The organism is Streptomyces sp. CMB-StM0423, assembly GCF_002847285.1.
Lineage (GTDB): Bacteria > Actinomycetota > Actinomycetes > Streptomycetales > Streptomycetaceae > Streptomyces.
Map to the genome: position 1 here is coordinate 2,991,773 of NZ_CP025407.1, position 24,167 is coordinate 3,015,939.

The following is a 24,167-nucleotide window of genomic DNA, read 5'->3' on the forward strand; positions in this document are numbered from 1 at the left end:
GGGCGGAACGGCCGCCCTGAGATTCCGGGTGGCCGGCGTTGTCCTCCTAGTCCTGCATCTGACCGCAGTCTGGTGGTTTACGCTCCGCCCCAACGCCGTGCCGTGGGTTGACGCGGCGAATCTGCGACCGCTCACGACGATCCGGGCGGAGTTCGGCGATGACCCGTGGTCGGCGCTGCGGTACGCCGTCGAGTCGCTGCTCGTGCTGGCCCCCGCGGGGGTGCTGCTGCCGCTGATCGGCGGCCGGGTCAACGCGTCGGTGGCGGGGTCGTTCGCGCGGACCGTCTTCGCGGGCTCGATGCTGGCGCTGGTCGTCGAGCTGCTGAAGACCACGGTGCCCGGGCAGGTCGCGAACGTGGACACGATGCTGCTCTACATCCTGGGGATCGCGCTGGCGCATCTGGCGGTGGTCCCGGCCACGCGCGCGCGGCTGCGCCGGCGGCACCCCGCGGGCCGCGCGGCGGGCGCGGCGCACGCGGAGGAGGCGGCCGGGACGGAAGAGCCGGCAGCGGAAGCGGCGGAGCGTACGGCGGACGGGAAGGCTCAGGGCACGACCCCGAGAATCACCAGGGTGGAGATCGCCCCGTAGGGCGACGTTTCGTCCGGCTTGTGTGCCTACGGTGGAATCACCGGCCCACACACGGCGGGCCGCGAACGCCGACCCGAGGAGTGACGCAGCCATGGCCATGCCGATGAGACCGCGCGACGACCGGATGATCGCCGGAGTGTGCGCCGGCCTGGCCCGGCGCTTCGACACCACCCCCACGACGGTGCGGGTCATCTTCCTGGTGTCGTGCCTGCTGCCGGGCCCGCAGTTCCTGCTCTACCTGGCGCTGTGGGCGCTGATGCCCAGCGAGGAGAAGGTGCAGCACCCGGCCTGGTGAGAACGGACTCCGACGACACGGAGCCGGGGCCGGCATCCATGAGGGATGCCGGCCCCGGCTTCGCTGCGTACGGGCCTCAGAGCGGCAGCGCGTCGCCCACGGGAAGCACGTTGGTCAGGGCGCCGAGCTGGCCGAGGGACGGCGGCTGGGCGTTGGCGGCACCGTTCGGGGTGCCGTTGTTGCCCGCCACCTCCGAGCCGGTGACCGACTCCAGCGGCGAGGTCAACTGACCGACCGGGTCGGGCAGGCCGGGGACGGGCGCGGCGGAGGCGGTGCCCGCCGCGGCGGCGGCGAAGGCGGCGCCGAGCAGTGCGGTACCGACGATCTTGCGGGTCTTCATCGAATTCAGATCCTCGTCCTTGCGGATATCCAGCGGCAATGAGAAACGTAGCCAGCCGGATATCGCGGCGGCAAAGACCGCCCCGCCGGTCCCGAAATTGGTCCGTACGGCCCCATCCGCGGATCGTAGGACCATCGCCCCGCGAACCGGCGGACGTCCGAACTCGCAGGTCAGAGCAGGTCAGCGAAAAAGCCACTCCGACTTCAGCCCGGCGTATCCGGGCTTGATGACGTCGTTGATCATCGCCAGCCTTTCATCGAAAGGAATGAATGCCGACTTCATCGCATTGACGGTGAACCACTGCATGTCGTCCAGCGTGTAGTGGAACGTGCGCACCAGCTCCTCGAACTCACGACTCATGCTCGTGCCGCTCATGAGCCGGTTGTCGGTGTTGACCGTGGCGCGGAAGTAGAGCCGGCGCAGCAGCCCGATGGGGTGCTCGGCGTACGAGGGGGCGGCGCCGGTCTGGAGGTTGGACGTCGGGCACAGCTCCAGCGGGATCCGCTTGTCGCGCACGTACGCCGCCAGCCGGCCGAGCTTGACGGTGCCGTCCTCGGCGACGTGGATGTCGTCGATGATCCGTACGCCGTGGCCGAGCCGGTCGGCGCCGCACCACTGCAGCGCCTGCCAGATCGACGGCAGGCCGAATGCCTCGCCGGCGTGGATGGTGAAGTGGTTGTTCTCGCGCTTCAGATACTCGAAGGCGTCGAGGTGGCGGGTGGGCGGGAAGCCGGCCTCGGCGCCGGCGATGTCGAAGCCGACGACGCCGAGGTCGCGGTAGCGGTTGGCGAGTTCGGCGATCTCCAGCGAGCGGGCGGCGTGCCGCATGGCGGTGAGGAGGGCGCCGACGCGGATGCGGTGCCCGGCGGCGTGCGCGCGCCGCTCGCCCTCGCGGAAGCCCTCGTTGACCGCCTCGACCACCTGCTCCAGACTGAGCCCGCCCTGGAGGTGCTGCTCGGGGGCGTAGCGCACCTCGGCGTACACGACGCCGTCGGCGCCGAGGTCCTCGGCGCACTCGGCGGCGACCCGCACGAGCGCGTCGCGGGTCTGCATGACGGCGCAGGTGTGGGCGAAGGTCTCCAGATACCGCTCCAGCGACCCGGAGTCGGCGGCCTCCCGGAACCAGACGCCGAGCCGCGCGGGATCGGTCTCGGGCAGCCCGTCGTAGCCGGTCTCGCGGGCGATGTCGACGATGGTGCCGGGACGGAGACCGCCGTCGAGGTGGTCGTGGAGCAGCACCTTGGGCGCCCGCCGAATCCGCTCCAGGTCGGGCACGTTCCCGGCCGGCGCGCCTCTGTTGTCCTCCGCCATGCGGCACCTCTCTCTCGTCACGATTTGCGCCATCCTACGCGCGTAGAGCGGTGCCCGGCGGCGGGCGCCGACAGCGGGGCCCGGCGGCGCGGGAGGGGCGGGGGGTGTGGGGGGTGTGGGGGTGTTGGGTGCGCGGGGGGCGGAGGGGGCGGGGACGTGTGTGCTGTGGGCCGGAGCGTGGTGGTGGCGAGCGGAATCCGGGCGGGCAGCGCGTGATGGCGGGGGGAGGCAGCGCGCCAGGCGGCGGCGCGACCGCCGGTCGCGCGGCGGCCGGCGGCTGCGCGGCGTGCGGGGCCGGCCCGGGCGTGGCCTCGCGGACCGGGACCTGTGCACAACCGCCGCCGGGGGCCCGGGGTGTGACGCTGGTGGGCGTACTCCGGGCGAGGCGCCGGGTGGAGACGCTCGTGGTTGCCGTCGCTTCGTGGGGGTGCGGCCGGATCGGGGTGCCGCCTCCGTGCTGACCCGCGCAACTGGTGGGCTGTCAGGGGGTGTCGGAGTGGTGCAGACCACTGGGCATGGGGGGACGGATCTGCCATCGTGCTGCCATGGCACAGGAGATCAGCGCGACCCGCCCCGCCCGGCTCGGACGTGCCACCGGGGCGGCCTCCGCGCAGGCGGTGGCGTTGCTGCTGCCCGCCGGGGAGGGCGTCAGCAGCCGGCGGCCGTCGCGGCTCGCCGCCGCCTCCGTGTGGTCGCTGGCCCGCCGGCTCGGGCGCGCCGGGCGCGGTGACGGGCTCGTCGCGCACACCGTGCACTACCGCTACCGGGGCTGGAACGGCGCCGCGGCGGACGCCGCGCAGGATGCGGAGTGGGCGCTGGAGGAGGTCGTACGGCGGTACGGGGACGTGCCCGTGGCGCTGGTCGGCACCGACGTCGGCGGCCGGGCCGCGCTGCGCGCCGCCGGGCACGAGGCGGTCGTCTCCGTGCTGGCGCTGGCGCCGTGGCTGCCGGACGCGCAGGCGGCGGACGCCGAGCCCGTACGGCAGTTGAGCGGGCGCACCGTGCTCCTCGTACACGGCACCGACGACGCCCGCACCGACCCCGACCTGTCGTACCGGCTGGCGGTACGGGCGAAGAAGGCCAACCGCGACGTGTGCCGCTTCGAGGTGCACTCCGACGGGCACGGGCTGCACCAGCACCGCCCCGAAGTCCTCGCCCTGAGCGCCGACTTCGTCATGGGCTCGCTCTTCGGCCGGCCGTACAGCAGACCCCTCGCCGACGCCCTCGCCGCACCCCCGCCGATCGGCCTGCGCATGCCGCTGGCCGCCGGCTTCGCCCCGGCGTAAGCCGCGAGACAGTCCCTACCCCGCCAGCAACTGCCCCCGCCGTCCCAGCAGGAACCGCCGGAACGCCCCCACCGGCGGCGTCTCCTGCTGTCCCGCCACCCACGCCACGCCGATCTCCCGCACCGCCCGCGGCGCCGTGACGTCCACCTCCACCACCCCCGGCCGCGGCACCGCGGGCGGCGGCAGCAGCGCCACCCCCAGACCCGCCGCCACCAGCCCGCGGATCGTCTCCGCCTCCTCTCCCTCGAACGCGATCCGCGGCACGAACCCCGCCTCCGTGCACAGTTCCTCCAGCATCCGCCGCATCCCGTAGCCCGGTTCCAGCGTCACGAACGGGTCCTCCGCCACCTCCACCAGCCGGATCCGCCGCCGCCCCGCGAGCCGGTGGTCGTCCGGCACCACGATCCGCAGCCGCTGCTCGTCGAGCCGCCGCGCCTCCAGGTCCGGCGCGTCCGGCACCGGCGAGGTCAGGCACAGATCCAGCTCGCCCGCCCGCAGCCGCTGCAGCATCCACTCGCCGTAGTTCTGCACCAGTGCGAAGCGCACCCGCGGGTGGTCCTTGCGGAACTCCCGCAGCAGCCCCGGCACGGTCTCCGAGCCGAGCGTGTGCAGGAAGCCGAAGGCGACCTTGCCCGTCTCGGGGTGCGCGTCGGCGCGTACGGCCTCGGCGCCGCGGGCCACCTCCGCCAGCGCGCGCTCCGCGTACGCGAGGAAGTCGCGGCCCGCGGTCGTCAGCGACAGCGTGCGGCCGCGGCGGGCGAAAAGCGCGACGCCCAGGTCCGCTTCGAGCCGTACCATCGCGCGGCTCAGCGTCGGCTGCGGGACGCCGAGCGCGCGGGCGGCGCGCGTGACGTGCTCCTCGCGCGCGACCGCGGCGAACTGCGCGAGCCGGGGCGCGAGCACCGCGCCCCACTCCCCCGGCGCCCCCGGCGCGCCCGCGGCACCGGGGCCAGCCGTGGCCGAGATGTCTTCCTGATGACGGGACCGTGACAACGACCCCCGCGACCTCTGCTCATTCACCACAGCATCGATTATCGCTGTTTTCCGCATTGGACGCATGAGCGTGCCCGCCGTACGTTCGACGCATGCCCTCCGATACCGGGGCGCTTACGCCCCATGTGAGCGCCCCCACCCACGTGCCCGCCAAGCACGCCCCCGGCGAGCGCGGCTACCGCCGCGTGCTCCTCGCCCTGTTCGCCGCCGGCGTCGCCACCTTCACCCTCCTCTTCTCCACCCAGGCCCTGCTGCCCGCCATCTCCGCCGACCTCGGCGTCAGCCCGGGCGCGGCCAGTTGGACCGTCTCCGCCACCACCGCCGCCCTGGCGCTCGCCGTGCTGCCGCTGAGCGCCGTCTCCGAGCGGTTCGGCCGGCAGCGCACGATGACCTGGTCGCTGGCGGCGGCCGTGCTGCTGGGTCTGGCGATGCCCTTCGCGCCCGACCTCGGTGCGCTCATCGCGCTGCGTACGCTCCAGGGCGTGGCGATCGCCGGGATCCCGGCGTCGGCCATCGCCTTCATCGCCGACGAGGTACGGGCCCGGGCGGTGATCGGCGCCGTGGGGCTCTTCGTCGCGGGCAACAGCATCGGCGGCATGGCCGGCCGGATCCTCACCGGCTGGACGGCGGATGCCTGGGGCTGGCGCGCGGCGCTGGCCACCGTCGCCGCGCTCTCGCTGCTCTGCGCGGTCGCGTTCCGCGTACTCCTGCCGCGCGCCCGGCACTTCACCGCCGCGCCGCTGGCGCCGCGGGCGCTCGCGCGCACCGTACGCGGCCATCTGTCCGACGGGCTGATGCGCCGGCTGTACGCGATCGGGCTGCTGTTCATGACCGTCTTCGGCTCGGTGTACACGATGATCGGCTACCGGCTGGCGGGCGAGCCCTTCGGCCTGTCCGCGGGCCTCATCGGCTCGGTCTTCGTCATCTACCTCGTCGGCACCGGCTCCTCGGCCGCCGCCGGCCGGCTCGTCGCCCGCCTCGGCCGCCGCGGCACCCTGTACGCCGCCGCCGGCACCACCGCCGCGGGACTGCTGCTGACGATCGGCGACTCCCTGGCCGCCGTGCTGACCGGTCTGGTGCTGCTCACCGCGGGCTTCTTCGCCGGGCACGCGGTCGCCTCCGCGTCCGTCAGCCACGCGGCGAAGACCGGCAAGGCGCAGGCGTCGGCGCTCTACCAGGTCGCGTACTACGTCGGGAACAGCGCGGGCGCCACCGCCGGCGCGATCGCCTTCCACGCGGTCGGCTGGGGCGGGGTCGTCGTCCTCGGTCTCGCGGCCCTCACCGGCGTCACGGGCATCACCATTCGCGCCACCCTGCTGGCCACCGCGGCGACCCGCACGGCAGCGCGCGAGCGGGCCCGGCAGGAGCCCCGCGCAAGCGGGCGCGCACCGGCCCCCGCAACCCGCCCCGTACCCCGTGAACCGACAGGTCAGCCGATACGTGCCGGGCTCGCGCGCACCGTCGAAAGCACCGGCGCGGAGACGATCCGGTAACGGGTTCGTTGCCGGAGGTTCAGCTTGTTCTACGCGCGTTACGATGCCCCCGAAGCAGCGCCGGAAAGAGGCGCTTCGCCAAGACGAAGGGGAAGTCCTCTTGCGCCGGGTAACCAAGATCGCCGCCGCGGGCGTGGCAACCGCGGCCCTCGCTTTCACCAGTGCTGCGTGCAGCAGCGACAGCGGCAGCAGCGACAAGGGCGTCGGTCTCGCCTTCGACGTCGGCGGCCGCAGTGACGCCTCCTTCAACGAGTCGGCGGCCCGCGGGTACGACAAGGCCAAGAAGGAGTTCGACCTCGGCGGCAAGGAGCTGACCGCCCGCGACGGTGAGACCGAGGCCGACCGCGAGCAGCGGCTCACCTCCCTCGCCGAGGCCGGCTACAACCCGGTGATCGGGGTCGGCTTCGCCTACGGCAAGTCGGTCAACAAGGTCGCCAAGGACTTCCCCGACACCACCTTCGCCGTGATCGACGAGGCGTCCCAGGGGAAGAACGTGGCCGGCGTCACCTTCGCCGAGCACGAGGGCTCGTACCTGGCGGGCGTGGCCGCCGCCACGAAGAGCAAGACCGGCAAGGTCGGCTTCATAGGCGGCGTGCACAACAACCTGATCAAGAAGTTCGAGGCCGGCTTCGTCCAGGGCGTCAAGGAAACCAAGCCGGACGTCGAGATCGACGTGAAGTACCTCTACGAGAGCGACCTCAAGGGCTTCCAGGACCCGCTGCGCGCCAAGGGCATCGCCGAGGGCATGCTCGACTCCGACGCGGACGTCATCTACAGCGCCGCGGGCCTGTCGGGCACGGGCTCGATCGAGGCCGTGGCCGCGCAGGACGGCGCGTGGGCGATAGGCGTCGACTCCGACCAGCACCGCGACAAGGCCCTGGCGGACTACAAGGACGCGATCATGACGTCCGTGGTCAAGAACGTCGACGTGGCCGTCTACGACGTGATCAAGAGCGTCCAGGACGAGAAGCCGCTCACCGGCGACCAGACCTTCGCGCTCAAGGACGACGGTGTGAGCCTGGCCACCTCCGGCGGGTTCATAGACGACATCAAGGCCGACATCGACGCGGCCAAGCAGAAGATCGCCGACGGCGAGATCAAGGTCAGCGACACTCCCTGAGCACGGTACGTGTGACGGGGTCCGGAGGGCGGTGCGAGTCGGCCGTCCACCGGACCCCGCGCATCTGCCTCCGGACTACGCGCGTAGCGTGATATGCGTAACTCGCGTCACGTAACTCGCGCCGTCCGCACGGCGCTTCGGTACGTCCGCCGCCCCGCATCCACCGCCCTCGACGAGGAGTGTGCGCCATCACAGCCCCCAGCAGCAGCTCCACGGCAGCGGACCCACCCGCCGGCGCCGCCGCCGTCGAACTCCACGGCATCACGAAACGCTTTCCCGGCGTCGTCGCCAACCACGACATCGACATCACCGTGCGCCGCGGCACCGTGCACGCCCTCGTCGGCGAGAACGGCGCGGGCAAGTCGACCCTGATGAAGATCCTCTACGGCATGCAGAAGCCGGACGAGGGCACCATCACGCTCGACGGCACGGAGGTCGCGTTCGCCAGCCCCGCCGACGCCATCGCGCGCGGCATCGGCATGGTGCACCAGCACTTCATGCTCGCCGACAACCTCACCGTGCTGGAGAACACCGTCCTGGGCAGCGAGAAGCTGCACGGCATCGGCGACCGGGCGCGGGCGAAGATCAAGGAGCTGTCGGACGCGTACGGCCTCGGCATCCGCCCCGACGTCCTGGTCGAGGACCTCGGCGTCGCCGACCGGCAGCGGGTCGAGATCCTCAAGGTCCTCTACCGCGGCGCCCGTACGCTCATCCTCGACGAGCCCACCGCGGTCCTCGTCCCGCAGGAGGTCGACGCGCTCTTCGACAACCTGCGCGGGCTGAAGGCCGAGGGCCTGACCGTGCTGTTCATCTCGCACAAGCTCGGCGAAGTCCTCGCCGTCGCCGACGACATCACCGTCATCCGCCGCGGCACGACGGTCGCCGCCGTGAAGCCCGCGGACGTCACGTCCAAGCAGCTCGCGGAGCTGATGGTGGGCAGCGAGCTGCCGACCCCCGAGACCCGCGAGTCAACGGTCACGGACATACCCATGCTGCGGGTCAGCGACCTGCACCTGTCGGCCGTCGACGCCGACGGCGTACCGCGCGAGGTGCTGGACCGCATCTCCTTCACCATCCACAAGGGCGAGGTGCTGGGCATCGCCGGCGTGGAGGGCAACGGCCAGTCCGAGCTGGTCGAGGCCATCATGGGGCTGCGCCACCCGGACACCGGCAGCATCGTGCTGGACGGCGCGGACATCAGCCACGCCGCCACCCGCAAGCGCCGCGAGGGCGGCATCGGCTACATCCCCGAGGACCGCCAGCGGCACGGCCTGCTGCTGGAGGCCCCGCTGTGGGAGAACCGCATCCTCGGCCACACCACGGAACCCCCCAACAGCCGCGGCGTGCTCATCGACGCCGCCGCGGCCCGCAAGGACACCAAGCGGATCGTCGAGGAGTACGACGTCCGCACCCCCGGCATCGACGTGACCGCCGCCTCGCTCTCCGGCGGCAACCAGCAGAAGCTGATCGTCGGCCGGGAGATGAGCCACTCGCCCAAGCTGCTCATCGCCGCCCACCCCACGCGCGGCGTGGACGTGGGCGCGCAGGCGGACATCTGGGAGCAGATCCGCGCGGCCCGCCGCGAGGGGCTCGCGGTGCTGCTGATCTCCGCGGACCTGGACGAGTTGATCGGTCTGTCGGACACGCTGCGGGTGATGTACCGCGGGCGGCTGGTGGCCGACGCGGACCCGGCGGCGATCACGCCGGAGGAGCTGGGCAGTGCGATGACGGGCGCGGCGAGCGGGCACCTGGAGGACGACACGGCGGTACGGGACGCCGTGCCGCACCCGCGGGGCACCGGGAGCGGCAGCGACGACGGGCAGGGCGGAGGCCGTACGCGATGAAACGGCTCGACAGGGACAAGCTGATCACGGCGGTCGGCGCCCCGGTGCTCGCGGTCTTCGCCGCGCTGGTGCTGACCTCGCTGATCATCCTGATCTCCGGGAAGGACCCGTTCCGGGCCTACCAGGTCATGATCGAGTTCGGCACGACCGACCGGAGCGCCATCTACATCGTCAACAAGTCGACGATGTTCTTCCTCTCCGCGCTGGCCGTGGCCATCGGCTTCCGGATGAACCTCTTCAACATCGGCGTCGACGGCCAGTACCGCATCGCGGCCTTCTTCGCCGCGGCCGTCGGCGGCGCGCTGTCGCTGCCCGGCATCATCCAGATCCCGCTGATCATCCTGGTCGCCATGGGCGTCGGCGCGATCTGGGCCGGCATCGCGGGCGTGCTGCGCACCACCCGCGGCGTCAGCGAGGTCATCACGACGATCATGCTCAACTCGATCGCCGGCGCCGTCATCGGCTACTACCTCACCGCGGGCCGCCTCGGCGAGAAGGACGGGAACCTCACCCACACCCCCGACATCCCGTCCTCCAGCCACATCTTCATGATCGAGACCTCGGTCGGGGACATCAACGGCTTCGTGGTCTTCGCCGTGCTCGCCGGCTTCCTCTACTGGTTCGTCCTCAACCGCACCCGCTTCGGCTTCGACCTGCGCAGCGTCGGCCAGTCGGAGACGGCCGCCGCCGCGAGCGGCGTGGACGTCAAGCGCATGATCGTCACGAGCATGGTGCTCTCCGGTGCCGTCGCGGGGCTGGTCGGGATGCCGACGCTGCTCGGCGAGTCGTACAACTACGGCACCGACTTCCCGCTCGGCGTCGGCTTCACCGGCATCGCCATCGCCCTCCTCGGCCGCAACCACCCCGTCGGCATCGCGCTCGGCGCGCTGCTGTGGGCCTTCCTGGAGCGCACCGGCACGCAGCTCGAATTCGAGGGCTACGACCAGAAGATCGTCGAGGTCATCAAGGGCATCATCGTGCTCTGCGTCGTCATCGCCTACGAGGTGGTCCGCCGCTGGGCGCTGCGGGACCAGCAGCGCCGCGTCGGCGAGGAGCTGGCCCAGGCACGTAAGACCGAGAAGGCGGAGGTGGGCGCATGAACGAGCGGAGCGAGCGAATCATTCAAAGGTGCGCGCTGTGCTCACGGCCCGCCGAGCGAAGCGAGGCTGGCGCATGAGCACGGTGACCAGGACGGGCGCCGCCGCGCCCGCGAAGCGCCCGCCGAAGGACGGCGGCAAGCGGCGGCTCGGCATGCCGCAGGTCCTCCTGCTCGTCGCCGCCGGACTGCTGCTGCTGTCCGCGGTACGCGCCATCACCGACACCACCAACCTCACCGCCTCCGCGCAGATCGGCGGCGCGCTCGCGCTGGCCGTGCCGATCGGCCTGGCCGGCCTCGGCGGGCTGTGGGCGGAGCGGTCCGGTGTGATCAACATCGGCCTCGAAGGCATGATGATCCTCGGCACGTTCTTCGCCGGCTGGATCGGCTGGCAGCACGGCCCGTGGGCGGGCGCACTGGCCGGGGTGATCGGCGGGGCGCTGGGCGGCCTCGTGCACGCGATGGCGACGGTCACGTTCGGCGTCGACCACATCGTGTCGGGTGTCGCGATCAACATCCTCGCGCTGGGCACCACCCAGTACATGGCGAAGATCTTCTTCGCCGACGGGGACGCGCTGTCGGCGGGCGGCACGGACAAGCAGTCGCCCCAAGTCGACGACATGCATACGTTCTCGGTCCCAGGACTCTCCGACTGGCTCGGGGATCTGGAGGACAAACACTGGTTCTTCCTCTCCGACACCGCCGGGATCCTGCGCGGGCTCACCCACGACGTGTCGTACCTGATCCTCATCGCGGCCGCGCTCTTCGTGCTCACGTACTACGTGCTGTGGCGCTCGGCGTTCGGGCTGCGGCTGCGGTCCTGCGGCGAGAACCCGGTGGCCGCGGAGTCGCTGGGCGTGAACGTCTACCTGTACAAGTACGCGGCGCTGGCCGTCTCCGGCGCGCTCGCCGGGCTCGGCGGGGCGTTCCTGGTCACGTTCACCCACATCTATCTGGAGGGCCAGACCGGCGGCCGCGGCTACATCGGCCTGGCGTCGATGATCTTCGGCAACTGGCGCCCGGGCGGTACGGCGATGGCGGCCGGGCTCTTCGGCTTCACCGACAGCCTGCAACTGCGCGGCGGCGGCGAGGCCGTGCACGCGCTGTTCCTGCTGCTGGCGGTGCTGCTGGCGGCGTACGCGGTGTGGAAGTACGTGCGCGGCAGCGCCCGGGCCGCCATAGCCGCCGGGGTCGCGGCGGTGCTCCTCGGGCTGCTGTACGCGACGACCGACACGGTGCCGCGCGAGGTCGTGGAAGCCACGCCGTACGTGACCACACTGGTGGTGCTGGCGGTGTTCGCACAGCGGCTGCGGGTGCCGAAGTGGATCGGCAAGCGCTACCGAAAGGGAGAGAGCACGTGACGTCGCAGGACGACGAGCGGTGGGAGGCGCTGCGGCGCGCGGCGCGGGACGCGATGTCCCGGGCGTACGCCCCGTACTCGCGGTACCCCGTGGGCGCCGCGGCGCTCGTGGACGACGGCCGTACGGTGGTCGGCTGCAACGTGGAGAACGCCTCCTACGGTGTCACGCTGTGCGCCGAGTGCGGCCTGGTGTCCGCGCTGCACGCCGGCGGGGGCGGCCGGCTCACCCACTTCACCTGCGTCAACGGTGAGGAGCAGCTCATCCTGCCGTGCGGCCGCTGCCGCCAGTTGCTCAGCGAGCACGGCGGGCCCGACCTGCTGCTCGACACCCCGGCCGGCATCCGGCCGCTGGCCGAACTGCTGCCGGACGCCTTCGGTCCGTTCGAGCTGAGCAGGATGAACGGTTCCCAGCACTCCGAGAGCGGAGGATCGCAGAACTGATGGACGCCATCTCCGTCATCCGCGCCAAGCGCGACCGCGAACGGCTCTCCGACGAGCAGATCGACTGGGTCGTGGCGGCGTACACCCGCGGCGAGGTCGCCGACGAGCAGATGTCCGCGCTGGCCATGGCGATACTGCTCAACGGCATGGACCGGGACGAGATCGCCCGCTGGACCGCGGCGATGATCGCCTCCGGCGAGCGGATGGACTTCACCGCGCTGCCGCGCCCGACGGCCGACAAGCACTCGACGGGCGGCATCGGCGACAAGATCACGCTGCCGCTGGCACCGCTTGTCGCCGCCTGCGGGGCGGCGGTGCCGCAGTTGTCGGGACGGGGCCTCGGGCACACCGGCGGCACGCTCGACAAGCTGGAGTCCGTCCCGGGCTGGCGGGCCTCGCTGTCGAACGACGAGATGATGGCGACCCTGCGCGACGTCGGCGCGGTGATCTGCGCCCCGGGCACGGGCCTGGCGCCGGCGGACCGCAAGCTGTACGCGCTGCGGGACGTGACCGGGACGGTGGAGTCCATCCCGCTCATCGCGTCCTCGATCATGTCGAAGAAGATCGCCGAGGGCACGGGCGCGCTGGTGCTGGACGTGAAGGTCGGCTCGGGCGCGTTCATGAAGGACCTGGACCGGGCGCGCGAACTGGCCGCGACGATGGTCGGCCTGGGCAACGACCACGGGCTGCGCACCGTGGCGCTGCTCACCGACATGTCGACGCCGCTGGGGCTGACGGCGGGCAACGCGCTGGAGGTCCGCGAGTCGGTGGAGGTGCTGGCGGGCGGCGGTCCCGCGGACGTGGTGGAGCTGACGCTGGCGCTGGCCAGGGAGATGCTGACGGCGGCGGGCCTGCCGGACGCGGACCCGGCGGCGGCGCTGGCGGACGGCTCGGCGATGGACGTGTGGCGCCGCATGATCGCCGCCCAGGGCGGCGACGCGTCGGCCCCGCTGCCCACCGCCCGCGAGACCCACCAGATCACGGCCCCGGCGACGGGGGTCCTCACCCGCCTCGACGCCTATGCGGTGGGCCTGGCGGCCTGGCGCCTGGGCGCGGGCCGGGCCCGCAAGGAGGACCCGGTGCAGGCGGGCGCGGGCGTGGAACTCCACGCGAAGCCGGGCACGGTGGTGACGGCGGGCCAGCCCGTGCTGACCCTGCACACGGACACCCCGGACCGCTTCCCGGACGCCCTGGAGGCCCTGGAGTCCGCGTACGACGTGGCCCCTCCGGGAGCGACGGTGGAGCGCAGCCCCCTGATCCTGGACCGGCTGGACTGACCCGGGGCGTCAACAGACCTGGGGTCACTCACTCGCGTGAGTGAAATAACAGATATGCCTATGGCATATTCGACAAGCCCGACTAGCGTCACGCCCATGGTCAACTCCCCACACGAGACGCACCACCGGGCCTTCCAGCAGATCCCGGAGTTATTCACGAGCGCCTTCAGGTTGCTGGATCTCCCGGTGCCGGACGAGGCGGTGGTCACGGCGATCGACAGCGACCTCACGGAGGTACGCCCGGTAGAACGCCACGTGGACACGCTGCTACGGCTGGAGTTCCCCGACGGCGATCCGTACCTGCTGCTGGTCGAGGCACAGACGAAGCGGGACCCGGACAAGCCGGATAGCTGGGCGTACTACCTCAGCTACCTCCGCAACAGATACGGCTGCCAGCCGATCCTCCTCGTCGTCTGCCGCGACCGCGCCACCGCCCACTGGGCCTCCCGCCCCTTCCGCATCGGCCACCCGACCCACCCGAACCTCACGCTCACCCCACTGGTGCTGGGGCCGCACAACGTCCCGAAGATCACCGAGTACGAACGGGCGGCGGCAGACGTGCCGTTCGCGGTCTTCTCAGCCATTACGCACAGCAATGACCCGGATGCGGGTGCCATACTGAAGGTCCTGGCAGAAGCCCTGCACAAGACCGATGACGAGAGCCGCACGATCTGCGCCGAACTGGCTGCCAGCGGACTGGGGGGCACCCCGGCCGCCGGAATCTGGAGGAACCTGATGGAGACCGGTCTGTTTTCCTTCCGCGGCTTCGTCGCCGAGGGCCTGCGTGAGGAGGGCCGCGTCGAAGGCCGCGAAGAAGGCCGGGTGGAAGGCCGTGCGCAAGGGCGGAAGCGGGGCCGGGAGGAAGGCCGTTCGGTCGGGCTCGAGGAAGGCCACAGGCAGGGCCGGGTGGCAGAGGGGACGGAGAAGCTGATCCGGCTGCTGGAGGTACGGGGCATTCCCCTGTCCGACGACGCCCGCCTGCGCATCACCGCCTGCGACGAGCCGGAACTCCTCGACCTCTGGTTCGACCGTGGCATCACCGCCGCCACCGCCGACGAAGTCTTCGCCGACCCGCAGCCTGACTGACGCCGTACCCGCGGGAGGCCGTGCCGTCCGTTACGGACACCGGCCTCCCGTGCCGGCTAGAAGCGGCGGGTGATCAGGGCGCGCTTGACCTCCGCGATCGCCTTCGTCACCTCGATGCCGCGGGGGCACGCGTCCGTGCAGTTGAACGTCGTGCGGCAGCGCCACACGCCGTCCTTGTCGTTGAGGATCTCCAGGCGCTGCTCGCCCGCCTCGTCCCGGCTGTCGAAGATGAAGCGGTGGGCGTTCACGATCGCCGCCGGGCCGAAGTACTGGCCGTCGTTCCAGAACACCGGGCAGGAGCTGGTGCAGGCCGCGCACAGGATGCACTTCGTGGTGTCGTCGAAGCGCTCGCGGTCCGCCGCCGACTGGAGGCGCTCGCGGGTGGGTTCGTTGCCGTGGGTGACCAGGAAGGGCATCACGTCGCGGTACGCCTGGAAGAAGGGCTCCATGTCGACGATCAGGTCCTTCTGCACCGTCAGGCCCTTTATCGGCTCCACCAGGATCGGCTTCTCGGGCGCGAGGTCCTTGATCAGGGTCTTGCACGCCAGCCGGTTGCGGCCGTTGATGCGCATCGCGTCGGAGCCGCAGATGCCGTGGGCGCAGGAGCGGCGGAAGGTCAGGGTGCCGTCCATGTCCCACTTGATCTTGTGCAGCGCGTCGAGGACCCGCTCCTTCGGGTCGATCTCGACCTGGAAGTCCTCCCAGTACGACTCCGCCGCCGCCTCCGGGTTGAACCTGCGGATGCGGAACGTCGCGGTGATGTACGGGGAGGCCGCCGGCTCGGGGGACTCGTCTTCGACCTTGTCCAACACGGGTGTTGCCATCAGTACTTACGCTCCATGGGCTGGTAGCGGGTCTGCACGACCGGCTTGTAGTCGAGCCGGACGGTCTCCGCGCCGTCGTCACCGACCTCGCGGTACGCCATGGTGTGGCGCATGAAGTTGACGTCGTCGCGGTTCGGGTAGTCCTCGCGGTAGTGGCCACCGCGGGACTCCTTGCGGGCGAGCGCGGAGATCGCCATGACCTCGGCCAGGTCGAGCAGGTTGCCCAGCTCGATCGCCTCCAGCAGGTCGGTGTTGAACCGCCGGCCCTTGTCCTGGATGCCCACGTTCTTGTAGCGCGCCCGCAGCTCCGCGAGCTTCTCGACGGCCTCCTTGATGGTCTGCTCCGTGCGGAAGACCATCACGTTCTTGTCCATCGTCTCCTGCAGCTCGCGCCGCAGTTCCGCCACCCGCTCCTTGCCCGCCGAGTCGCGCAGCCGCTCCACCTCGCCGACCACGAACACCTCCGGGTCCTCCGGGAGTTCGACGTGGTCCGCGGTGGCCGCGTACTCCGCCGCGGCGATGCCGGCGCGGCGGCCGAAGACGTTGATGTCGAGCAGCGAGTTGGTGCCCAGCCGGTTGGCGCCGTGTACGGAGACGCAGGCGACCTCCCCGGCCGCGTACAGCCCGGGGACGACCGTGGTGTTGTCCGCCAGCACCTCGCCGCGGACGTTGGTGGGGATGCCGCCCATCGCGTAGTGCGCGGTCGGCTGGATCGGGATCGGGTCGGTGTACGGCTCGATCCCCAGGTACGTACGCGCGAACTCCGTGATGTCCGGGAGCTTCGCGTCCAGTTGCTCCGGCGGCAGGTGCGTGAGGTCCAGATAGACGTGGTCGCCCCCGGGGCCGCAGCCGCGGCCCTCGCGGATCTCGGTGTAGATCGCGCGGGAGACGACGTCGCGCGAGGCGAGGTCCTTCATGACGGGCGCGTACTTCTCCATGAAGCGCTCGCCGTCCTTGTTGCGCAGGATGCCGCCCTCGCCGCGCGCGCCCTCGGTGAGGAGGATGCCCATGCGCCAGATGCCCGTCGGGTGGAACTGGAAGAACTCCATGTCCTCCAGCGGCAGCCCGCGCCGGAACACCGACGCCTGCCCGTCGCCGGTCAGGGTGTGGGCGTTGGAGGTGACCTTGAAGAACTTGCCGTTGCCGCCCGAGGCGTAGACGACGGCCTTGGCCTGGAAGACGTGGATCTCGCCGGTCGCCAGCTCGTACGCGACCACGCCCGCGGACCGCTTCAGTCCGGTCTCGGGATCCTCGACGATGAGCTGGTCGAGGACGTAGAACTCGTTGAAGAACTCCACGCCTTCCTTCACACAGTTCTGGTAGAGCGTCTGGAGGATCATGTGGCCGGTACGGTCCGCCGCGTAGCACGCGCGCCGCACCGGCGCCTCGCCGTGGTTGCGCGAGTGGCCGCCGAAGCGCCGCTGGTCGATGCGGCCCTGCGGGGTGCGGTTGAAGGGCAGACCCATCTTCTCCAGGTCGAGGACCGCGTCGATGGCCTCCTTCGCCAGGATCTCGGCGGCGTCCTGGTCGACCAGGTAGTCGCCGCCCTTGATGGTGTCGAAGGTGTGCCACTCCCAGTTGTCCTCCTCGACGTTCGCGAGGGCGGCGGCCATGCCGCCCTGCGCGGCGCCGGTGTGGGAGCGCGTCGGGTACAGCTTGGTCAGCACGGCGGTGCGGCTGCGCTTCGTCGCCTCGATGGCGGCGCGCATGCCGGCGCCGCCCGCGCCGACGATCACGGTGTCGTACTTGTGGATCTGCATGAGGGGAACCTCTTCGCCGCGTCAGCGGATGTTCGGGTCGAAGGTGAAGATCACCAACGTGCCCAGGAGGATGGTGAAGACCGTGGCGGCGTACAGCAGCATCTTCAGCCAGAAGCGGGTGCCGTCGCGCTCGGCGTAGTCGTTGATGACCGTGCGCAGCCCGTTGCCGCCGTGCAGCATCGCGAGCCAGAGCATGACCAGGTCCCAGCCCTGCCAGAAGGGGGACGCCCAGCGGCCGGCGACGAAGGCGAAGCTGACCTTGCTGACGCCGCCGTCGAGCACCAACTGGATCAGCAGGTGGCCGACGACCAGGACCGCGAGCACGACCCCCGACACCCGCATGAACACCCAGCCGTACAGCTCGAAGTTGGTGCGGGTGCGGGAGGAGGTGGAGCGGGCGCTGCGCGGGGTGCGGGCGCGGGGGGCCTCGATGAGCGGGGCGGGGTTGTCCGCGGAGTACGCGGCGGAGGAGCCGGTCAGCTCGACATCGGAGGTGGCCATGGTCATCAGCTCCCGAACAGCTCGCGCGCGGTGTGGCCGAGCACGGGGTAGATCGCCCCGGCCATCAGCACCGCCCAGATCCCGACCACGATCCACAGCATCGGCTTCTGCAGCCGGGCGCCCTTCGACCAGAAGTCGACGGCGATGACGCGCAGCCCGTTGAGCGCGTGGAAGAGGACGGCGGCGACCAGCCCGTACTCCAGCAGCGACACGATCGGCGTCTTGTACGTGGCCACCACGTCGTCGTACGCCTCGGGCGACACCCGCACCAGCGAGGTGTCGAGGACGTGGACGAACAGGAAGAAGAAGATGAGGACGCCGGTGACGCGGTGCGCCACCCATGACCACATGCCTTCCCGGCCGCGGTAGAGCGTTCCTGCCGGCACGGAAAAACCCTCCGGAAACTGATCGGGGGCCGGCCGTCAGGGCTCGGGTACTGCACTGTCGGTCATGACCCGGCCGGGTACGGTCCACCGGCCTTCGCCATCGTAGCGACGGTGCGTCGGCACATCGGCCATGGGGGTGCAGGTGTGATCAATCAGGCACGCGCGTGGCCTAACGGCGCAGGCAGGCGTGGGGATCCGGGTGGTTGCGTCCCCATGTGGCGCCCGCGCCCGTGGCGGGTTTTCGCCGTCAGACAGAGGCCGGGCCGGCCGCCGGGGCGACGAGCCGGGCGAGGCGGGCGCGGGCCCGGCGGCGGAGTTCGTCGGCGGCCACGAGGCGTTCCTCGTCGGGTTCGTTGCCGAGGCGGGTGCGGAGGGCGGCCAGGGTGTGGTCCAGGCGCTCGTCCTCGGGGCAGCCGTCGAGGCACAGGACGAAGGAGTGGCCGAAGCGGCTCTCGTACGCGGCGTGCGCGGCCCGCAGCGCCGTGCGCTCGGCGGGGCCCGCGGCCGCGGGCGGGGCGGTGGCCTCGCCGGCCAGCGCACCCGCGACGGCGCCGGGGGCGAGGTCGTAGCTTGCCTCGTCGGCGGCGGCGAGCAGGGCGCCGAGGTCGGGGTACGGGCGGTGCGCGGTGAGGCGGCGGGCCCAGTGCCGGTCGTGGAGGCAGCCGAGGAGCGCAAGCTCGGCGTCGGCGGCCGGCGCCGCGTTGAAGGCCGCCAGCCGCGCGGGGTCGGCGGCGGGACCGGGGGCGCGCGTCGCACGGGGGGCTGGTGTGGGCAGGGTGGCTCCCTGGGGCGTGCCGGGTGCGTGGGGGCGTACCGGGGGCGGTTACGGTCGAACAGCGATGCGCCACGCTAGCGGCCGGAACCGAACGTTCCGGTGGTACCGGCCGACGGTTCACCCGGAAGGGGAGGTTTGTCGCACTGAATCGACAGGAGTGCTGCTTCGCGTCCCCACGCTCTGCCGTGGCCCTCCGGAAGGTCCCCGCCCATGCGATTTCCCCCGCGTCCGCCCCGTCCCCCGCGCCGGTCCCCCACCGGCCGGCACGCCCGCCGCCCCGGCGGCCCGCTCCGCGCCCTCCGGGGCCCCCGGCGCGCGCTGTACTGGGCCCTGGCCACCGTCCTGGCCACCGCCGCCGTACTCCTCGCCCTCCGCCCCGTACTCGACGGCGGTGACGGCGACGGCTCCCCCCACCGCGGCGTCGGCGCCGCCGCCCACCGCACCGCGCAGGGCCAGGCCCCGGCCACGCCCACGCCCGGCGGCGAGGACTTCCCCGCCCCGCCCCGCGGCGATCGCGGCAAGCCCCTGCCCGACCCCCGCACCGTCCCCGCCGTCCGCTCCTACGAGCGCGCCGACGGCACCGGCTGGCGGCCCGCCGACCGCGCCGTCGTCATCGCCGAGGACGACGGGCTCACCGACGAGTCCATGCGCCTCGCCGCAGAACTCGGCATGCTCTATGCGAAGGACCCCGGCGGCGACCGGTCGGCGGACCTCGGGCAGCGCGGCGGCGACATCCGCCTGCGGCTCGACCCCGGCCGCGCCGGCGGCCCCGAGGCGTACCGCATCGACGTCGCCGACGGCCGCGCCACCGTCAGCGCCGCCACCGACACCGGCGTCTTCTACGGCACCCGCACCCTGCTCCAGGCCGCCCGCGCCGGCGGCGGCGTGCCGCCTGGCCGCATCGACGACCGCCCCGACCGCCGGCAGCGCGGGTTCATGGTCGACATCGCCCGCAAGCACTTCAGCGCCACGTGGCTGTCCGACCGCCTCCGGGAGATGGCCGACCTCAAGCTCAACCAGCTCCACCTCCACCTCTCCGACGACCAGGCGTTCCGGATCGAGAGCGACAGCCACCCCGAGGTGGTCTCCGACCCGCACCTCACCAAGGCCCAGGTCAGGGACCTCATCGAGCTCGCCGCCGACCTGCACATCACCGTCATCCCCGAGATCGACTCCCCCGGCCACCTCGGCGCCGTCCTCGACGCCCACCCGGACCTGCAACTGAAGACCCCGGAAGGCAGCCCGGTGGAGGGCGCGATCGACATCTCCAAGCCGCGCGCCGCCCGGATCGTGGACGACCTGCTGACGGAGTACGCGGAGCTCTTCCCCGGCCCGTACATGCACATCGGCGGCGACGAGTACGTCGCGCTGATGGCGAGCGACCCCGAGGCCCGCTACCCGCACCTGGCCGCCGCCGCCCGCGAGCGCTTCGGCGCCGGCGCGGCCGTCGCCGACCTCAACGCCGCCTGGCTCAACGAGCGGGCGGACACGGTCAGGAAGCACGGCAAGAAGGTCAAGGCGTGGAACGACGGCTTCATCCCGGGCGCGAAGGTCAGCCCCGACCGGGACCGGGAGGTCGAGTACTGGACGGGCAAGGAGGCGTTCGCGCGCGACCCGCAGGCGTTCCTTGAGGACGGGTGGCGGCTGGTCAACCTCAACGACGAGTACCTGTACTACGTCCTCGGCGAGCCGAACGACTTCATCTACCCGACGGGCAAGCGGATCTACGAGGAGTGGACGCCCGCGGTGCTGCGCGGCACCCGCCCGGTGCCGGCGCGGCTGGCGGGCCCGGGAAAGGTGCTGGGCGCCCGCTTCGCGGTCTGGGGGGACCGGGCGGAGGCCCAGACGCCGGAGCAGGTGGCCGAGGGCGTCAGGCTGCCGCTGGCGGCCCTGGCGCAGAAGGTGTGGGACCCGCGCAGGCCCCGGCTGGGATGGGGCGGGTTCGCGGACCTGGCGCGGACGGTGCGGGGCGGGGGCTGAGCGGCGTCCGGGCACGGCCCCCCGGCGGTGCGGACGGCCGGGGTCCGCGCCCGTACGAGACGGGCACCCACCGGCCGCGCCGCCTCCGGCCGCCGCACGCACGCCGAAGGGGCCGCCCCCGCCGGGAGCGGCCCCTCGTCGGCAGTGGTGCCGGGAGTCAGCGCGTCACGGCGCCAGCTCCACGCCCAGCCGGCCGCCGGTCGGCGTGCCGAGCGCGGACTTGCCGTAGTACACGGCCCCCGACGCCGACACGCCCTGGCTGCCGCTGTCGAGCTGCAGGAGGGTGCCGTCGTAGTCGTCCTCGCCGATCACGCCGATGACGAGGTCCGCCCGCCCGTAACCGGACAGGTCGGCCAGCAGCACCGAGGAGCCGAGCCGGTCGCCCTTCTCGCTGACCCCGCTGATCCCCGCGGTGTCCTGGTGGTACGCCTTGGGCGAACCGGACGCCGTCGACAGGCCGGTGGAGCCGCCGCGCAGCAGCAGGGACGTGCCGGCGTCGGCGCGGTTGGCGCCGTCGCGGGTCATGTCCTCGCGGTAGACGCCGGTGAGCACGTCGGCGTAGCCGTTGGCGTCCACGTCGCCGACCGAGACCGAGAAGCCCATCGCGTCGCCGGCCTCGGACGCGCCGGGCACAGAGCCCGTGTCCTGGTGGACGATCTGCTTGCCGGTCGTCGTCAGCCCGTTCGCGGAGCCCTTCAGCAGCGTGATCTGGCCGCCGGTGTTGGCCGCCGACTCGCTCGCGAAGGGCTGGCCGACGACGAGGTCGGCGTAGCCGTCGCCGGTGATGTCCCCTGCGGCCACCGAACGGCCGCCCGGCACCGCGAGTTTCGCGGTGACGTCCAGCCCGACCGCCGAGCCGCGCAGCACGTCGAGGCGCGCCTTGCCGCTCGGGTCGCGGTAGGTGATCGCGGCGTCGTCGTAGCCGTCGCGGTTGAAGTCGCCCACGGCGGCGTCCTGGTATTCGACCTTCGAGTACGGGAACGAGCCCTCGCGGCCGTTGCCGTTCAGGTCGTGCGTGGCCCACGCCTCGGCGCCGACGCCGAGGACCTCGTCACGGCCGTCGCCGTCGAAGTCGCCGGCGGCGACCGCGGAGCCGTACTTGGCGCCTGTCGGCGCGAAGCCGTCGCCGAGTTCGAGGTTGCGGCCGGAGTTCAGCCCGGGGCCGTACAGGACGGTGATCACGCCGGCGTCGGCGTGGCCGGCGGCGTCGTCCTTGTCCGGGGCGCCGACGAGGAGGTCGGCGATGCCGTCGTTGTTGACGTCGCCCCACTCGGTGTCGGTGCCCCAGGCGTCGCCCGCCGCGGCCGTGCCGGGCACGCCTGCGCTGTTCTGGGTGATGCTGAGCTTGGCGCTCGCCACCGGGCCGTTCTCGCCGCCGGGGACGACGAACACCGCGCCGGAGCCGGTCTTCCCGCCGCCGTTGGCCCGCGGCGTACCGGCGACGAGGTCGCCGCGGCCGTCGCCGTTGAAGTCCCGGGTGGGCAGGGCGTGCGAAGCGCCGGGGGCGGCGGCCAGGGCGCGGATCTGGCCCAGCTTGGCGTACAGCCGGTCGCCGGGGCAGGCGGTGGCGTTGACGTCCGCGTTCGCGCCGTCCGGGCGGAACTGGGCGTCCTTGTGACCGGAGATGTTCTTCATGGTCTTCGGGGCGCCGGCGGGGATGAAGTTGTCGTCCGCGTCGAGCTTCATCGGCGTCAGCGACGTGCTGCCGGTGGGGCTCACGCCGTACTGGCCGAGCTTCCATGCGGCGATGCGCGAGACGGCCTCCAGCGACGCCCGGGAGGGGTGGCTGAAGGTGTGGTAGTCGCCGAGGATGGAGATGCCGGTGGAGTGGCTGTTGAAGTTGCTGGTGTGCGCGCCCAGCACCGGCTGGTCGATGCCGCCGGCGCGGCCCTCGAAGATGCGGCCGCACTTGTCGACGAGGAAGTTGTAGCCGACGTCGTTCCAGCCGTTGTCGTTCACGTGGAACAGGAAGATGCCGCGGACGATGGCCGCGGACTCGGCGCACGAGTAGTTCACGGCCTGCGCGGTGTGGTGCACCAGCGCGGTCTTGATGCCGTCGGGGTTGTACGTCGGCGGGTCCTCGACCAGCGACTCGTCGGCGCCCCAGGCGGCCCGGCGGATCACTGGCGGCGGGGTGACGGGCGAGTCGGGCGCCGGGCCCGGGTCCGCCTGGGTGACGGCGGCGGCGGGGGCCATGCCGGCGGCGTACGAGGACGAAGAGGACGAAACCGCGCCGGACTCCGGCGCGGGCAGCGCGGCCGCCTGCGCGACCGGTGCCGTCTCCGTACCCGCCTCCGTGCCGACGCCTGCGGCTTCGGCCTCCTCGGCCTCCTCCTGCGTGACACCGGGGTCGACGAGGGCGACCTCCATGCCGGCGGGCAGCGGCGTGCTCGTACCGTCCTCGCGGACGACCCGCGCCTCGACGCCGTCCGACGGGCCGACCCACAGCGGCTCGGTGCTGCCGCGCATCGCGGGGGTCAGGTCGTCGGTGGACGGGCCGCCGTCGGTGCCGAGCGCGCGCCAGTCGCTCCAGGCGCCGGTCTCGGCCGAGCGGGTGCGCACCTCGGCGGCACCGCCCAGGTCGCGGCGTTCGTTGCTCCAGGAGATGCCGACCATCGAGAACTGCTCGGTCTCGGTACGGTCGACCTCCTGCCGGGAGCCGTCCCCGGTCAGGTCGACGCCGTGCACCGCCGACTTGCGCGGCTCCAGCCCGGCCGCCGCCGGGTCGTCGGAGCCGGAGCCGGGGTCTGCCACGGCGACGGTGATCACGCCGGCACCGCCGAGCACGACCGCGCCCAGCGTCAGCCAGGCCCGTCTGCGCAGGCTCAGCGGCCGGTACGCATGGGATCTACGCGGACTCACATTCCGCCCCTTCGGTTCGCTCGCGTGTGACGTTCGCTCACGCTTGACACACGTACAGCGCCGCCGGGGCCGAAAACGTGTCACGCCCGCCCTGACCGGTACAAAGAAGACGGCCGGAGCCGCTACCCCCCACAGGAGCTGCTCCGGCCGTCGGCCTCAGGTGCGGTGCCCGTTCGGGCCCGCTGTATTACTCAGCGCCAGAGGGCCCGGAAATGTCACAGCACCCCGTCGGCGGGTGCCGCGGGACCCCCGCGCCCCACTTCTCCGGGGCCCGTCCGGCCCTTCTCCTACGGGCTGTCGGGCCCTCTGCGGCGGGCCTCCGGGCCGCCGCGGGGACCCTGCCCGGACTCGTCCGTTCCTCATGCGGCCGGGTGGGGAGGGCCCCGGTGTGTTGCGAAGGGACCGCCACCGCCGTAGCGTGCAGTTCGCGTCGACTCGGCGCACAGACATTCGTTCGACTATCGCTCGACGGTCCGCCCAGATCCGGGGGTGCTCCGCAGATGTATCCGCGTGTACAGCGTCTCCCGGCGCCACGGACCGACTGACCA

At 72.2% G+C, this 24,167-nt stretch carries 21 protein-coding genes; 12 read left to right on the forward strand and 9 right to left on the reverse strand.

What is annotated here, in order from left to right; genetic code table 11:
- The first annotated feature begins 28 nt into the window (after window positions 1-28).
- Together CXR04_RS12640 and CXR04_RS12645 are read left to right on the forward strand one after the other, a co-directional pair.
- Complete coding sequence (locus tag CXR04_RS12640; protein WP_442802372.1) at window positions 29-589, forward strand: VanZ family protein; 561 nt, start codon at window positions 29-31, stop codon at window positions 587-589.
- Between the two features lie 91 nt (window positions 590-680).
- Window positions 681-884: a PspC domain-containing protein gene (locus CXR04_RS12645; protein ID WP_101422006.1), complete on the forward strand. Its 204-nt coding sequence runs from the start codon at window positions 681-683 to the stop codon at window positions 882-884.
- Window positions 885-960: 76 nt separating this feature from the next.
- Here the strand turns inward: CXR04_RS12645 and CXR04_RS12650 are convergent, their stop codons facing one another.
- Complete coding sequence (locus CXR04_RS12650; RefSeq protein WP_101422009.1) at window positions 961-1,224, reverse strand: hypothetical protein; 264 nt, start codon at window positions 1,222-1,224, stop codon at window positions 961-963.
- Between the two features lie 180 nt (window positions 1,225-1,404).
- Window positions 1,405-2,535 carry an adenosine deaminase gene (locus tag CXR04_RS12655; protein ID WP_101422011.1) on the reverse strand — a complete coding sequence of 377 codons (1,131 nt, stop codon included), beginning with the start codon at window positions 2,533-2,535 and terminating at the stop codon, window positions 1,405-1,407.
- A 545-nt stretch (window positions 2,536-3,080) separates the two neighbouring features.
- On the opposite strand from CXR04_RS12655, the gene CXR04_RS12660 reads away from it, so the two are divergent.
- A complete protein-coding gene (locus tag CXR04_RS12660; RefSeq protein WP_101422013.1) occupies window positions 3,081-3,821 on the forward strand; it encodes an alpha/beta hydrolase in 741 nt (246 codons plus the stop codon).
- Window positions 3,822-3,836: 15 nt separating this feature from the next.
- Here the strand turns inward: CXR04_RS12660 and CXR04_RS12665 are convergent, their stop codons facing one another.
- Window positions 3,837-4,724 carry a LysR family transcriptional regulator gene (locus CXR04_RS12665; protein WP_101422014.1) on the reverse strand — a complete coding sequence of 296 codons (888 nt, stop codon included), beginning with the start codon at window positions 4,722-4,724 and terminating at the stop codon, window positions 3,837-3,839.
- A gap of 182 nt (window positions 4,725-4,906) precedes the next feature.
- Here CXR04_RS12665 and CXR04_RS12670 point away from each other — a divergent pair, with 182 nt between their 5' ends.
- The 8 genes from CXR04_RS12670 to CXR04_RS12705 all read left to right on the forward strand — a co-directional run bounded on the left by CXR04_RS12670 (window position 4,907) and on the right by CXR04_RS12705 (window position 14,531).
- Complete coding sequence (locus CXR04_RS12670) at window positions 4,907-6,307, forward strand: MFS transporter (RefSeq protein ID WP_101422016.1); 1,401 nt, start codon at window positions 4,907-4,909, stop codon at window positions 6,305-6,307.
- 100 nt (window positions 6,308-6,407) lie between these two features.
- Entirely contained in the window at window positions 6,408-7,427 is a 1,020-nt protein-coding gene (locus CXR04_RS12675; RefSeq protein WP_101422018.1) for a BMP family lipoprotein, read from the forward strand.
- 179 nt (window positions 7,428-7,606) lie between these two features.
- Complete coding sequence (locus tag CXR04_RS12680; protein WP_101422020.1) at window positions 7,607-9,271, forward strand: ABC transporter ATP-binding protein; 1,665 nt, start codon at window positions 7,607-7,609, stop codon at window positions 9,269-9,271.
- Window positions 9,268-10,371 carry an ABC transporter permease gene (locus tag CXR04_RS12685; RefSeq protein ID WP_101422022.1) on the forward strand — a complete coding sequence of 368 codons (1,104 nt, stop codon included), beginning with the start codon at window positions 9,268-9,270 and terminating at the stop codon, window positions 10,369-10,371. Before CXR04_RS12680 ends, CXR04_RS12685 begins: the two co-directional genes overlap by 4 nt.
- A 73-nt stretch (window positions 10,372-10,444) precedes the next feature.
- On the forward strand, window positions 10,445-11,728 hold the full coding sequence (locus tag CXR04_RS12690) for an ABC transporter permease (RefSeq protein ID WP_101422024.1): 1,284 nt from the start codon (window positions 10,445-10,447) through the stop codon (window positions 11,726-11,728).
- Complete coding sequence (locus CXR04_RS12695) at window positions 11,725-12,168, forward strand: cytidine deaminase (protein WP_101422026.1); 444 nt, start codon at window positions 11,725-11,727, stop codon at window positions 12,166-12,168. Before CXR04_RS12690 ends, CXR04_RS12695 begins: the two co-directional genes overlap by 4 nt.
- Window positions 12,168-13,445 carry a thymidine phosphorylase gene (locus CXR04_RS12700; RefSeq protein ID WP_101422028.1) on the forward strand — a complete coding sequence of 426 codons (1,278 nt, stop codon included), beginning with the start codon at window positions 12,168-12,170 and terminating at the stop codon, window positions 13,443-13,445. Before CXR04_RS12695 ends, CXR04_RS12700 begins: the two co-directional genes overlap by 1 nt.
- Before the next feature lie 186 nt (window positions 13,446-13,631).
- On the forward strand, window positions 13,632-14,531 hold the full coding sequence (locus CXR04_RS12705; RefSeq protein WP_324841650.1) for a hypothetical protein: 900 nt from the start codon (window positions 13,632-13,634) through the stop codon (window positions 14,529-14,531).
- Between the two features lie 56 nt (window positions 14,532-14,587).
- Here the strand turns inward: CXR04_RS12705 and CXR04_RS12710 are convergent, their stop codons facing one another.
- The 5 genes from CXR04_RS12710 to CXR04_RS12730 all read right to left on the reverse strand — a co-directional run bounded on the left by CXR04_RS12710 (window position 14,588) and on the right by CXR04_RS12730 (window position 18,777).
- Window positions 14,588-15,355 carry a succinate dehydrogenase iron-sulfur subunit gene (locus tag CXR04_RS12710; RefSeq protein ID WP_101422031.1) on the reverse strand — a complete coding sequence of 256 codons (768 nt, stop codon included), beginning with the start codon at window positions 15,353-15,355 and terminating at the stop codon, window positions 14,588-14,590.
- On the reverse strand, window positions 15,355-17,115 hold the full coding sequence (gene sdhA, locus CXR04_RS12715; protein ID WP_101422033.1) for a succinate dehydrogenase flavoprotein subunit: 1,761 nt from the start codon (window positions 17,113-17,115) through the stop codon (window positions 15,355-15,357). The genes CXR04_RS12710 and sdhA overlap by 1 nt, the downstream gene beginning before the upstream one ends.
- A 21-nt stretch (window positions 17,116-17,136) precedes the next feature.
- On the reverse strand, window positions 17,137-17,622 hold the full coding sequence (locus tag CXR04_RS12720) for a succinate dehydrogenase hydrophobic membrane anchor subunit (protein ID WP_101422035.1): 486 nt from the start codon (window positions 17,620-17,622) through the stop codon (window positions 17,137-17,139).
- Window positions 17,622-18,002 (reverse strand): succinate dehydrogenase, cytochrome b556 subunit, encoded by a 381-nt coding sequence (gene sdhC, locus CXR04_RS12725; RefSeq protein ID WP_101422037.1) that lies wholly within the window; start codon window positions 18,000-18,002, stop codon window positions 17,622-17,624. Before sdhC ends, CXR04_RS12720 begins: the two co-directional genes overlap by 1 nt.
- A gap of 247 nt (window positions 18,003-18,249) precedes the next feature.
- Window positions 18,250-18,777 carry a 2-oxo-4-hydroxy-4-carboxy-5-ureidoimidazoline decarboxylase gene (locus CXR04_RS12730; protein WP_101422039.1) on the reverse strand — a complete coding sequence of 176 codons (528 nt, stop codon included), beginning with the start codon at window positions 18,775-18,777 and terminating at the stop codon, window positions 18,250-18,252.
- A gap of 210 nt (window positions 18,778-18,987) precedes the next feature.
- Here CXR04_RS12730 and CXR04_RS12735 point away from each other — a divergent pair, with 210 nt between their 5' ends.
- Entirely contained in the window at window positions 18,988-20,757 is a 1,770-nt protein-coding gene (locus tag CXR04_RS12735) for a beta-N-acetylhexosaminidase (RefSeq protein ID WP_101422041.1), read from the forward strand.
- A 165-nt stretch (window positions 20,758-20,922) separates the two neighbouring features.
- Here CXR04_RS12735 and CXR04_RS12740 read toward each other — a convergent pair whose 3' ends face one another.
- Window positions 20,923-23,619 carry an FG-GAP-like repeat-containing protein gene (locus CXR04_RS12740; RefSeq protein WP_101422043.1) on the reverse strand — a complete coding sequence of 899 codons (2,697 nt, stop codon included), beginning with the start codon at window positions 23,617-23,619 and terminating at the stop codon, window positions 20,923-20,925.
- Window positions 23,620-24,167 lie beyond the last annotated feature (548 nt).